The 12,131-nt window shown below is 72.9% G+C and carries 9 protein-coding genes; 1 reads left to right on the top strand and 8 read right to left on the bottom strand.

Features of this window, described 5'->3' with window-relative positions:
• Positions 1-288 precede the first annotated feature (288 nt).
• Positions 289-1,413 carry a citrate synthase 2 gene (locus ACZ7LS_RS34475; protein ID WP_382527226.1) on the top strand — a complete coding sequence of 375 codons (1,125 nt, stop codon included), beginning with the start codon at positions 289-291 and terminating at the stop codon, positions 1,411-1,413.
• A 110-nt stretch (positions 1,414-1,523) separates the two neighbouring features.
• Here the strand turns inward: ACZ7LS_RS34475 and ACZ7LS_RS34470 are convergent, their stop codons facing one another.
• Genes ACZ7LS_RS34470 through ACZ7LS_RS34435 form a run of 8 tightly spaced genes read right to left on the bottom strand, consistent with a single transcriptional unit; the run spans position 1,524 to position 12,012 of the window.
• Entirely contained in the window at positions 1,524-2,258 is a 735-nt protein-coding gene (locus ACZ7LS_RS34470; protein WP_385136571.1) for a TetR/AcrR family transcriptional regulator, read from the bottom strand.
• Entirely contained in the window at positions 2,246-3,010 is a 765-nt protein-coding gene (locus ACZ7LS_RS34465) for an enoyl-CoA hydratase family protein (RefSeq protein ID WP_382527229.1), read from the bottom strand. Before ACZ7LS_RS34465 ends, ACZ7LS_RS34470 begins: the two co-directional genes overlap by 13 nt.
• Positions 3,007-4,602, bottom strand: a complete 1,596-nt coding sequence (locus ACZ7LS_RS34460; RefSeq protein ID WP_385136569.1) for a 4-coumarate--CoA ligase family protein — start codon at positions 4,600-4,602, stop codon at positions 3,007-3,009. Before ACZ7LS_RS34460 ends, ACZ7LS_RS34465 begins: the two co-directional genes overlap by 4 nt.
• 59 nt (positions 4,603-4,661) lie before the next feature.
• Positions 4,662-5,819 carry an acyl-CoA dehydrogenase family protein gene (locus tag ACZ7LS_RS34455; RefSeq protein ID WP_385136567.1) on the bottom strand — a complete coding sequence of 386 codons (1,158 nt, stop codon included), beginning with the start codon at positions 5,817-5,819 and terminating at the stop codon, positions 4,662-4,664.
• Entirely contained in the window at positions 5,816-7,897 is a 2,082-nt protein-coding gene (locus ACZ7LS_RS34450) for an acetyl/propionyl/methylcrotonyl-CoA carboxylase subunit alpha (RefSeq protein WP_385136566.1), read from the bottom strand. The genes ACZ7LS_RS34455 and ACZ7LS_RS34450 overlap by 4 nt, the downstream gene beginning before the upstream one ends.
• A 13-nt stretch (positions 7,898-7,910) precedes the next feature.
• The gene (locus ACZ7LS_RS34445; protein ID WP_382666672.1) at positions 7,911-9,509 is read right to left on the bottom strand and encodes an acyl-CoA carboxylase subunit beta; all 1,599 of its coding nucleotides are present in this window, start codon (positions 9,507-9,509) and stop codon (positions 7,911-7,913) included.
• Complete coding sequence (locus tag ACZ7LS_RS34440; protein WP_382666675.1) at positions 9,506-11,242, bottom strand: acyclic terpene utilization AtuA family protein; 1,737 nt, start codon at positions 11,240-11,242, stop codon at positions 9,506-9,508. Before ACZ7LS_RS34440 ends, ACZ7LS_RS34445 begins: the two co-directional genes overlap by 4 nt.
• A complete protein-coding gene (locus ACZ7LS_RS34435; protein WP_382871933.1) occupies positions 11,242-12,012 on the bottom strand; it encodes a TIGR03084 family metal-binding protein in 771 nt (256 codons plus the stop codon). The genes ACZ7LS_RS34440 and ACZ7LS_RS34435 overlap by 1 nt, the downstream gene beginning before the upstream one ends.
• Positions 12,013-12,131 lie beyond the last annotated feature (119 nt).

The following is a 12,131-nucleotide window of genomic DNA, read 5'->3' as shown; positions in this document are numbered from 1 at the left end:
ATCCGGGGTCTCATAGGGCACGCGGTCATCCTGCCGCAGGGGCAGTTTCCCCGGCACCGGGTGCCGCTAATCCCCCGGGGAGAAAGTCTGGCAGTGTGCCGGTTATCACGCTTCCCCGCATCGGAGGAACCCGCCAAAATCTTGAGGCAGACCACTGTGGCCTTCGTACACCAGGGGCTATCGTTCCTGCCTCCCGGACCGTCCCGTCTCCCTGACCGCTGCCTCGGGGGGCGTCCACCGGGGTGACCGAGCCGCCGAAGTCCACCCCCACCTCAGAGGAGCCGCCTGATGTCCGCTTCCGACACCTCCTTGGACCCCTCGTTCGTCCCCGGACTCGAAGGAGTCGTCGCGTTCGAGACGGAGATCGCCGAACCGGACAAGGAGGGCGGCTCGCTGCGTTACCGCGGCGTCGATATCGAGGATCTGGTCGGCCAGGTCTCCTTCGGCAATGTGTGGGGGCTGCTGGTCGACGGGGCGTTCGCGCCCGGTCTGCCGCCCGCCGAGCCGTTCCCGATCCCGGTCCACTCCGGTGACATCCGGGTCGATGTGCAGTCCGCGCTGGCCATGCTCGCGCCCGTCTGGGGGCTGAAACCGCTCCTCGACATCGATGAGCGGACGGCCCGTGACGATCTGGCGCGTGCCGCGGTGATGGCGCTCTCGTACGTCGCCCAGTCGGCCCGCGGCCAGGGGCTGCCGATGGTGCCGCAGCGGGAGATCGACAAGGCCGAGTCCGTCGTCGAGCGCTTCATGATCCGCTGGCGCGGTGAGCCCGACCCGCGGCACGTGCGCGCCGTGGACGCCTACTGGACATCGGCCGCCGAGCACGGAATGAACGCCTCCACCTTCACCGCCCGGGTCATCGCGTCCACGGGCGCCGATGTCGCGGCCGCCCTGTCGGGCGCCGTCGGCGCGATGTCGGGGCCGCTGCACGGCGGCGCGCCCTCCCGGGTCCTCGGCATGATCGAGGAGATCGAGCGCACGGGCGACGCGACGGCGTACGTCAAGCGGGCCCTGGACCAGGGCGAGCGGCTGATGGGCTTCGGGCACCGCGTCTACCGGGCCGAGGACCCGCGGGCGCGAGTGCTGCGGCGTACGGCGCGCGAGCTGGCCGCGCCGCGGTTCGAGGTGGCGGAGGCGCTGGAGAAGGCCGCGCTGGACGAGCTGCACGCGCGCAGGCCCGACCGGGTGCTGGCGACGAACGTCGAGTTCTGGGCGGCGATCGTGCTGGACTTCGCGGAGGTCCCGGCGCACATGTTCACGTCGATGTTCACCTGCGCCCGTACGGCGGGCTGGTCGGCGCACATCCTGGAGCAGAAGCGCACGGGCCGGCTGGTGCGGCCTTCGGCCCGCTATGTGGGTCCGGGGACGCGCAGCCCGCGTGAGATCGAGGGGTACGACGCGATCGCGAGCTGAGCGGAGCCGAGCTGAGCTGAGCTGAGAGCGCGACGGGCGGAACGTCCGCCTCGTCGCGATGCGGCTCCCGTCGCGTACAGCCCCGCCGGGACGGGGGGTGCACGCGGCCCTCAGCCGAGCACGCCGTCCAGGATCCGCGCCCATTGCGCCACCACCCGCTCCCGCCGCCGCGCGTCGTCCGTCAGCAGCGTCGCCAGGCCCAGGCCGCGCGCCATGTCGAGCAGCCCCTGCACGGTCTCGCGTACGCCGGGCACGGACTCGTCGGCGCCCAGCAGTTCGACCGCGGTCCGGTGGGACTCACGGCCGACCCGGGCCTCCAGTTCGGTGACGCGGGGCCGTAGTTGCTCCTCGTCGGAGGCCGCGACCCAGAGGTGCAGCGCCGCGCGGAACAGCGGGCCCGTATAGAGCGTGACGATGCCCTCGACCGCCGCGCGGCGGTGCGCGGGCCCGGCCGGGACCAGGGCGCGCAGCGCCGTCGACCGCTCCTCCGCCACGTACTCGACGGCCGCCGTGAACAGGTCCTCGCGGGTCGGGAAGTGGTGCTGCGCCGCCCCGCGCGAGACGCCCGCGCGCTCGGCGACGACGGCGACGGTGGAGCCCGCCCAGCCGTACTCGGCGAGGCAGGCAACGGCGGCCTCCAGCAGTCTGCGCCGGGTGGCACGGCTGCGGTCCTGCTTGGGGGCGGTCTTGCCGGTTCTGGGCGCGGCATCGGCGGCACCGGCGGACGCGGGAGCCGTACCGGCGGATGCGGGAGCGCCGCCGGCGGATTCGGGCGCACCGCCGGCGGATTCGGACGTGGTGCCGGCGGATGCGGACGTGGTGCCGGCGGGCCCTATCGCACCCACGAGGCGTCCCGCCGTTCGAGGAACGCGGTGATGCCCTCGCGCGCCTCCGCCGTCACGAAGAGCGAGGCGGAGCGCTGGACGAGATCCTCCGCGTACCGCTCGAAGGCGTCCAGTACGCCCACCGTCAGCAGCTTCTTGGATTCGGCGAGCCCTTGCGGCGAGGCCCTGCGCAGTCCGTCGAGTACGGGCGCGAGCGCGGCGTCCGCGTCGTCCGCGGCCTCGGTGATCACCCCCGCGGTCGCGGCGCGCTCGGCGTCGAAGCGCTCGCCGGTGAGGAAGTAGCGGGCCGCGGCGCGTGGTTCGACGCGGGGCAGGAGCGGCAGCGAGATCACGGCCGGGGCGACTCCGATCCGTACCTCCGTGAAGGCGAAGTCGGACGTACGGTCGGCGACGGCGATGTCGCACGCGCCGAGGAGCCCGATGCCGCCGGCCCTGACATGGCCGCTGACGCGCGCGACGACCGGCTTGGGCAGCTCGACGATCTGCCGCATGAGGGCGATGAAGGTGTACGGATTGGCCGGTTCCTTCAGGTCGGCGCCCGCGCTGAAGGTGGTGCCGGTGTGCGTGAGCAGCACGGCCCGTACGGAGGGATCCCCGGCGCAGGCCGTGAGGGCGTCGCCGAGCGCGTCGACGAGCCGCGCCGACAGGGCGTTGCGGTTCGCCGGTGAGTCCAGGGTCAGAGTGGTGATGCCCCGTTCGTGCGCCGTGGTGACCAGCACGGGCTTGGACGCCGGTGGCTGCGTCTGCGTCACGTGTTCTTCCTCTCGCGGTCCCGCGCTTCCCGGTCTCTCAGTTCACGTCTGAGGATCTTTCCGGAGGCGGCGCGGGGTACGCCTCCGACGAATTCGACCCGGCGGACCTTCTTGTACGGGGCGACGCGTTCGGCGACGAACGCCATGACGTCCTGCTCCGTGAGCACGTCCGCACCCGACTGGCGAACAATGTATGCCTTGGGCACCTCGTTGCCGTCCTCGTCGAGGACGCCGATCACCGCCGCGTCCGCGATGCGCTCATGGGTGAGCAGGAGCGCCTCCAGATCGGCGGGGGCGACCTGGAACCCCTTGTACTTGATCAGCTCCTTGACCCGGTCGACGACGAAGAGCCAGCCGTCGGCGTCCACCCGGCCGACATCGCCGGTGTGCACCCAGCCCGCGCCGTCGATCAGTTCGGCGGTGGCGTCGGGCCGTCCCAGATACCCCTTCATGACCTGCGGGCCGCGCAGGAGGATCTCGCCCTCGGCGCCCGGGTCGAGGTCCTTCTCCGGGTCGTCCAGGGCGACGACGCGCATCTCCGTGCTGGGCAGCAGCTTGCCGACGGCGCCCGGCGGCGGGTTCCGGGCGGTCAGCGGCACGGCGTGGGTGCCGGGTGACAGCTCCGTCATGCCGTACGCCTGGCGTACGGGCGGGAGCCCCAGCCGGGCCGAACAGGCGGCGGCGAGCCGGGCGTCCAGCGGGGCGGCGGCGCTCAGGATGTAGTCGAGCGAGGACAGGTCGTACCGGGCGACGGCCGGGTGCTTGGCCAGCGCGAGGACGATGGGCGGGGCGACGTACAGGCCGTTGATGCGGTGCTTCTCGATGGCGGCGAGGAACTGGTCGAGGTCGAAGCGGGGCAGGACGACGACCGTCGCGCCGTACCGCAGCGGCGCGTTCATCAGGGCGGTCAGCCCGTAGATGTGGAAGAACGGCAGGACGGCGAGGATGCGGTCGCCCGGCCCCATGGGCACGACCGGTTCGAGCTGCGCGAGATTGGTGGCGATCGAACGGTGGGTCAGCATGACGCCCTTGGGGACGCCGGTGGTGCCCGAGGAGTACGGCAGGGCCGCGATGTCCTCGGCCGGGTCGATGGCGATCTCGGGCTCGGGGGCCGTCGACCGCGCCAGGTCGAGGATCGAGCGGTGCCCCTCCGCCCGGTCGCAGACGAAGATCTCCTCGATGCCGCCGACGAGTTCGGCCGATCTGCGGGCCGCGTCGAGCAGCGGCGCGACGGTGACGATCCAGCGGGCGGAGCAGTCGCGCAGCTGGGTGGCGAGCTCCTCGGGCGTGGCGAGGGGATGGACGGTGGTGACGGAGGCGCCGGCGCGGGTGGCGGCGTAGAAGACGGCGGGGTACATCACGGTGTTCGGGCTGTGCAGGGCGAGGACGTCTCCCTTGCGTACCCCGGCGTCGGTGAACGCGGCGGCGATCCGCCGGTGGACGGCGTCCAGCTCGGCGTACGTCATGCTCGTGCCGGTCGCACCGTCGACGAGGGCGACGGTGTCGCCGTACTCGGCGGCGCGGCCGAGTACGGCCTCGTGGATGGGACGTTCGACGGCCGGGACATCCGCGTACTCGCTGTGGAACACCATGACGGCCCCTTCGACGCGTGGACGTACTGGACGTACTGGGAGAGACAGGATCCTCCGTGTCAGTAGGACTTGGGGAGACCCAGGGACTGATGGGATATGTAGTTCAGGATCATTTCCCGGCTGACGGGCGCGATCCGGGCCACGCGGGCGGCGGTGATGAGCGACGCCAGACCGTACTCACGGGTGAGCCCGTTGCCGCCGAGGGTGTGTACGGCCTGGTCGACGGCCCTGACGCAGGCTTCCGCCGCGGCGTACTTGGCCATGTTGGCGGCCTCGCCCGCGCCGGTGTCGTCGCCCGCGTCGTAGAGGTGGGCGGCCTTCCGCATCATGAGGCGCGCGAGTTCGAGTTCGATATGGGCCTGGGCGAGCGGGTGCGCGATCGCCTGGTGGGCGCCGATCGGCTCCTTCCACACCTGGCGGGTCCTGGCGTACTCGACGGCCCTGTCCAGCGCGTAGCGGCCCATGCCGAGGGCGAAGGCGGCGGTCATGACGCGCTCGGGGTTGAGCCCGGCGAAGAGCTGGAGCAGCCCCGCGTCCTCGTCGCCGACCAGCGCGTCGGCGGGCAGCCGTACGTCGTCGAGGACCAGCTCGAACTGCTTCTCCACGGCCTGGAGTTCCATCTCGATCGGCGAGCGGTGGAAGCCCTCCGTGTCGCGGGGGACGATGAACAGGCACGGCTTGAGGCTGCCGGTCCGCGCGTCCTCGGTACGGCCGACGATGAGCGTCGCGTCGGCGAGGTCGACACCGGAGATGAAGACCTTGCGGCCGTTCAGCACCCAGTCGTCGCCGTCCCTGCGCGCCGTGGTCGTGATCCGGTGGGAGTTGGAGCCGGCGTCGGGTTCGGTGATGCCGAAGGCCATGGTGCGGGAGCCGTCGGCGAGACCGGGCAGCCACTGCCGCTTCTGCTCGTCCGTACCGAAGCGGGAGATCACGGTGCCGCAGATGGCGGGCGAGACGACCATCAGCAGCAACGGGCAGCCGGCTGCCCCCAACTCCTCCAGTACGAGGGAGAGTTCGGCGATCCCGCCGCCTCCGCCGCCGTACTCCTCCGGGAGGTTCACGCCGAGATAGCCGAGCTTGCCGGCCTCACGCCAGAGGGTTTCGCGGTCGTATCCGCGTCCGTGGCGCCGGCCGAGGGCGGCGACGGCGGCGCGCAGTGCGGTGTGCTCTTCGCTCTCGATGATGCCGCTGTGGCCACTTCCGGTGCTTCGGCTCATGGTGAGGATTCCTCCTGGGCGTCCTGAGCGTCCTGTACAACGGCGAGCAGGGCGCCGACCTCGACCTGGCGGCCGGGGGCGGCATGGAGCGCGGTGAGCGTGCCGGAGGCGGGAGCGGTGACGCGGTGCTCCATCTTCATGGCCTCCAGCCAGATGAGCGGCTGCCCGGCGGTGACCCGGGCGCCTTCGGCCAGTCCGGCGGCGAGCCGTACGACGGTTCCGGGCATCGGCGCGAGCAGTGATCCGGGCGGGGGGCGGTGGCCGGTCTCGCTGAACCGAGGCCGGGCGATCAGCCGGTACGCGCCGCCCGCGCTGTCCACATGGACCTCGTCGCCGTACGTACGGACGTCGAAGTGCCGGACGACACCGCCGATTTCGAGGCTGACGCGGTGGGGGGAGAGGGCGACCACCCGCACCTCGTCGGCTTCCTCGCCTCCCTCGCCTCCCTTGCCTCCCTCGCCTCCCGTGCCTCCCTTGCCTCCCTTGCCTTCCACGGCTTCCACGACGAACCCGTCGCGGGTGGCCCGGTAGCGCACCTCGTGCTCCCCGTACGTCTTGCGCTGCGCGGGGGCGGCCATGTTCCGCCAGCCGCCGAGCCGCGCGGGGAGCGTGTCGCCGGTGGCACGTGCCGCCGCGTCGGCGAGCGCGGCGGCGACGGCCGCGTGCCGCTCGCCGGGGGCGGGGGCGGTGAGCGCGTCCAGATGGCGTTCGTAGAACCCGGTGTCGAACCGCCCGTCGACGACATCGGGGTGGCCGAGCGACCGTACGAGCAGCTCCCGGTTGGTGCCGGGGCCGTGCACCCGGGCGCGCCGCAGCGCGTGCCGGAGCGCGCGCAGCGCCTCGGCGCGGGTGGGGGCCCAGGCGATGACCTTGGCGAGCAGGGCGTCGTAGTGCACCCCGATGGTGTCGCCGTGCGCGTAACCGGTGTCGACGCGCAGACGTGGCGCGGAAGGGCCCACCGGTAGGAGCCCCGAAGCGGCCCCCGGCACCAGCCGCGACGTGTCCCCCGGCGCCTCGCCCCCGGCCCCCGGCACCTCCAGCGCGTGCAGCCGCCCCGTCTGGGGCGCCCACCCCGCCGCCGGGTCCTCCGCGTAGAGCCGTGCCTCCACCGCGTGCCCATGGGCGGCCGGCGGCTCCGCCGGAAGCGCCGCTCCTTCCGCGACGGCGAGTTGCAGGGCGACCAGATCCAGCCCGAACACCTCTTCCGTCACCGGGTGTTCGACCTGGAGGCGGGTGTTCATCTCCAGGAAGTACGGCCGCCCCTGCGGCGAGAGCAGGAACTCGACCGTGCCCGCGCCCCGGTAGCCGACGGCCCTCGCCGCTGCCACGGCCGCCTCGCACAGGACGGCGCGCGGCTCGTCCGGGAGGCCGGGCGCCGGGGACTCCTCGATCACCTTCTGGTGGCGGCGCTGGAGGGAGCAGTCCCGGGTGCCCAGCGCCCACACCGTGCCGTGCGCGTCCGCCAGGATCTGCACCTCCACATGCCTGCCGTGTTCCACATACGGCTCGGCGAAGACCTCCCCGTCCCCGAACGCGGACGCCGCCTCCGCCGACGCGGCCTTCAGCTCCTCGTCCAGTACGGCGAGTTCCCGCACGATCCGCATACCGCGGCCGCCGCCGCCCGCCGCCGCCTTCAGCAGCAGCGGCAGATCGGCCCCGGTGGCGGTGGCCGGATCCACCGGCGCCAGCAGCGGTACCCCCGCCGCCGCCATCAGTTCCTTGGCCCGGGTCTTGGACGCCATCGCCTCGATCGCGCCCGGCGGCGGCCCGACCCAGACGAGACCCGCGTCCAGCACGGCCCGCGCGAACTCCGCGTTCTCGGAGAGGAAGCCGTACCCGGGATGCACCGCGTCGGCGCCCGCCGCGAGCGCCGCCTTCACGATCAGGTCGCCGCGCAGATAGGTGTCGGCGGGCGCGGCCCCCGGCAGCCGTACGGCCGCGTCCGCCTCCCGTACGTGCAGCGCGCCCGCGTCGGCGTCCGAGTGGACCGCGACGGTGGCGATCCCCCGTTCGCGGCAGGTCCGGAAGACCCGGCAGGCGATCTCGCCCCGGTTGGCGACGAGCAAGGACTCGATCATCTGGACCTCAACCTCACATCCGGAAGACACCGAAGCCGCCCCGCACACCCTCGACCGGGGCGGTGTGGACGGCGGACAGGCACAGGCCGAGGACCGTACGGGTGTCGCGCGGGTCGATGACCCCGTCGTCGTACAGCCGCCCTGACAGGAACATCGGCAGCGACTCGGACTCGATCTGCCGCTCCACCATCGCGCGCAGCGCGGCGTCACCCTCCTCGTCGTACGGCTGCCCCTTCGCCGCCGCCGAGGCCCGCGCCACGATCGACAGGACCCCGGCGAGCTGCTGCGGGCCCATCACCGCCGACTTGGCGCTCGGCCAGGCGAAGAGGAAGCGCGGGTCGTACGCGCGACCGCACATGCCGTAGTGCCCGGCCCCGTACGAGGCGCCCATCAGCACGGACAAGTGCGGGACGCGGGAGTTCGAGACCGCGTTGATCATCATCGCGCCGTGCTTGATGATGCCGCCCTGTTCGTACTCCCTGCCGACCATGTAGCCGGTCGTGTTGTGCAGGAAGACGAGCGGGATGTCGCGCTGATCGGCGAGCTGGATGAACTGCGCCGCCTTCTGCGACTCGGCGGAGAACAGCACGCCCTGCGCGTTGGCGAGCACCCCCACCGGGTAGCCGTGCAGCCGCGCCCAGCCGGTCACCAGGCTCGGCCCGTACAGCGGTTTGAACTCGTCGAAGTCCGAGCCGTCCACGATCCGGGCGATGACCTCGCGCGGATCGAAGGGGATCTTCAGATCGCCGGGAACGATGCCGAGCAGTTCGTCCTCGTCGTACTTCGGCGGCTCGGCCGGGCCCGGATCGGGGTGCGCCTTGCGCCAGTTGAGCCGGGCGACGATCCGCCGCGCACGCCGGATCGCGTCCTGTTCGTCCAGCGCGTAGTGGTCCGCGAGCCCGGACGTACGGGCGTGCATCTCGGCGCCGCCGAGCGACTCGTCGTCGCTCTCCTCGCCGGTGGCCATCTTCACCAGGGGCGGTCCGCCGAGGAAGACCTTCGACCGTTCCTTGATCATGACGGTGTGGTCGGACATCCCGGGGACGTACGCGCCGCCCGCCGTGGAGTTGCCGAAGACGACCGCGACGGTGGGGATACCGGCGGCGGAGAGCCGGGTGAGGTCGCGGAAGAGCCCGCCGCCGGGGATGAAGATCTCCTTCTGGGAGGGAAGATCGGCGCCGCCCGACTCGACCAGGCTGATGACGGGCAGCCGGTTGGCGAAGGCGATCTCGTTGGCGCGCAGGGCCTTCTTCAGCGTCCAGGGGTTGGAGGCGCCGCCGCGTACGGTCGGGTCGTTGGCGGTGATCAGGCACTCGACGCCCTCGACCACGCCGATCCCGGTGACCATGGACGCGCCGACCGGATAGTCACTGCCCCAGGCGGCGAGCGGGGACAGTTCGAGGAACGGGGTGTCGGGGTCGAGCAGCAGCTCGATCCGCTCGCGCGCGAGCAGCTTGCCGCGCTTCCGGTGCCGCGCGACGTACTTCTCCCCGCCGCCCGCCAGGGCTTTGGCGTGTTCCACGGCCAGCTCGTCGAGTTTGCCGAGCATGGCGGCGCGGTGGGCGGCGTAGTCGGCGGACGCGGTGTCGAGGGCCGAGGGGAGCACGGTCACAGCAGGACCTCCGGTATGTCGGCGTGCCGGGCGCGCAGCCACTCGCCGAGCGCCTTCGCCTGGGGATCGAAGCGGGCCTGCGCGGCGACGCCCTCACCGAGCAGCCCTTCGACGGTGACGTTGACGGCGCGCAGCCGGGGCAGAAGATGGCGGACGACGGTCAGCTCCCGGCATTCCGGGATCAGTTCCCGGAACTTCTCGGTCGTCAGCGCGTGGGCGAGCCAGCGCCAGCCGTCCTCGCTCCGCGCCCAGACACCGACGTTGGCGTCGCCGCCCTTGTCGCCGCTGCGGGCGCCCACGACGAGGCCGAGGGGCGCGCGACGGGTGGGCAGGCCGGCGGGCAGCGGTGCGGGCAGCGGGGGCGCCGGGACCGGCTCATGTGCCTTGGTATGTGAGGGAGCGGGCACGGTTACGCGCCGCCCGTCGGGGAGCACGGCCGTGTGGGCGGCCTCGGACGCGTCCACGTACGCCGCCTCGAAGACCCCGTACGGCACGCCCTTGCCCGGCGGGGCGGTCACATGGAACCCGGGATAGCTGCCGAGCGCCAGCTCGACCGCCGCCCCGCTGACCGCCCGGCCCACCACCTCCGGATCGCTGTCGCGCACGACGAGGCGCAGCAGGGCGCTGGCGGTCTCCTCGGTGTCCGCGTCCGGCCGGTCCGTACGGGCCAGCTCCCAGCGGACCTCGGCGGGGCGCCGTCCGGCGAGCGCGTCCTCCACCTGACCGCGCACCAGCCGGGCCTTGGCGTCGATGTCGAGGCCGGTGAGGACGAAGACGATCTCGTTGCGCAGGCCGCCGAGCCGGTTGAGGCCGACCTTCAGGGCCGGGGGCGGCGGCTCGCCCCGTACGCCGGAGATCCTGACGCGGTCGGGGCCTTCCTGGTCGAGCCGTACGGTGTCGAGGCGCGCGGTGACGTCGGGTCCCGCGTACCGGGCGCCGCCGGTCTCGTACAGCAGCTGCGCGGTGACCGTACCGAGGTCGACCACCCCGCCCGTGCCGTCGTGCTTGGTGATGACCGCCGAGCCGTCGGCGTGGATCTCGGCGAGCGGGAAGCCCGGCCGCCGTACGTCGTGCCGGGTGAAGAAGGAGTAGTTCCCGCCGGTCGCCTGCGTACCGCACTCCAGCACATGCCCGGCGACGACCGCGCCCGCCAGCGCGTGCAGATCACCGGGGCGGTCGGGGTCGGCGGCGTCCCAGCCGAAGTGCGCGGCGGCGGGCCCGGTCACGAGCGCCGCGTCCGTCACGCGCCCGGTGACCACGACATCGGCTCCGGCGCGCAGGCAGGCGGCGATCCCGGCGCCGCCGAGGTAGGCGTTGGCGGTGAGGACGCCGTCGCCCCAGCCGCCGCGGGCGAGGAGATCGTCCCCCTCGACGTGGGCGACCCGTACCGGCACGCCCACCCGTTCCGCCAGCGCGCGTACGGCGGCGGCGAGGCCGGCCGGGTTCAGTCCGCCCGCGTTGGTGACGATCCTGACGCCCCGTTCGTGGGCGAGTCCGAGACCCTCCTCCAGCTGCCGCAGGAACGTCTTCGCATAGCCGGCGTCCGGGTTCTTCAGCCGGTCCCTGCCGAGGATGAGCATGGTCAGCTCGGCGAGATAGTCACCGGTGAGGACATCGAGCGGGCCGCCCGTGAGCATCTCGCGCAGCGCGTCGAACCGGTCGCCGTAGAAGCCGGAGGCGTTCCCGATCCGCAGTACTCGGGGCTGGGACTCGGGAGAATGAAGAGGCGCCATCAGGCCCCCCTGGGCGCGCGGCCGGGGCCCGCCGGTCCGGCGAATGCCTGCGCGATGTCCAGCCACGCGTCGGCGTCGGCGCCTTCGGCCCGTACGGCGAGATCCGCGCGGTGCGCCCGCTGGGTCGCCAGCAGACAGAAGTCGAGCGCGGGCCCGGTCACCCGCTGGGCGGCGTCCTCGGGGCCGTACGTCCACAACTCCCCGCCGGGACCGGTCAGTTCGACGCGGAAGGGTTCGGCGGGCGGGGACTCGCCCCGGACGAGATAGGCGTAGTCACGGGCCCGTACGCCGATCCACGCCACATGCCGCAGCCGCGCGGTCGGTTCGCGCCGTACGCCGAGCGCGTCCGCGATGTCCTGCCCGTGTGCCCAGGTCTCCATCAGCCGTGCGGTGGCCATGGAGGCGGCGCTCATCGGTGGCCCGTACCAGGGGAAACGCGCGCCGGGCGGCGCCCCGCGCAGGGCCTCGTGCAGCCGCGCGCGGCCGTCGCGCCATCGGGCGAGCAGTTCGGCGGGCGGGAGTAACGCGCCGGCCGCCGCACCCTCGTCGACGAAGGTGTCGGGGGCGGCGCGGGCCGTGCCGGATTCGGCGGCGAAGGCGCCCGGGTCGGTCACGGCGAGCAGCGCGGCGGCGTCGGTCCAGGCAAGATGCGCGATCTGATGGGCGAGGGACCAACCGGGTGACGGGGTCGCGAGGACCCACCGCTCAGGCCCCAGCGGGGCGACCAGCCGGTCGAGTTCCTCGCTCTCGCCGCGCAGATCGCTGAGCAGATCGCTGTACGGATCGTCGCGTGGAACGCTCGGCGGGTCGCTGGGCGGATCGTCGTGCACTGCGGCAGAGCCGGAGTCGGACACGGATGCGCTCCCCTCGGGACACGGCGGTGTGCGTG

Source organism: Streptomyces sp. NPDC039430 (assembly GCF_055639435.1).
This window is presented reverse-complemented; position numbering and strand designations above follow the sequence as displayed.

Bases quoted from the DNA above. Each gene is read 5' to 3' on its own strand.
- ACZ7LS_RS34455 (WP_385136567.1), bottom strand. From the start codon at position 5,819: ATGAGCCGAAGCACCGGAAGTGGCCACAGCGGCATCATCGAGAGCGAA.
- ACZ7LS_RS34460 (WP_385136569.1), bottom strand. From the start codon at position 4,602: ATGGTGTTCCACAGCGAGTACGCGGATGTCCCGGCCGTCGAACGTCCC.
- ACZ7LS_RS34475 (WP_382527226.1), top strand. From the start codon at position 289: ATGTCCGCTTCCGACACCTCCTTGGACCCCTCGTTCGTCCCCGGACTC.
- ACZ7LS_RS34450 (WP_385136566.1), bottom strand. From the start codon at position 7,897: ATGATCGAGTCCTTGCTCGTCGCCAACCGGGGCGAGATCGCCTGCCGG.
- ACZ7LS_RS34440 (WP_382666675.1), bottom strand. From the start codon at position 11,242: ATGGCGCCTCTTCATTCTCCCGAGTCCCAGCCCCGAGTACTGCGGATC.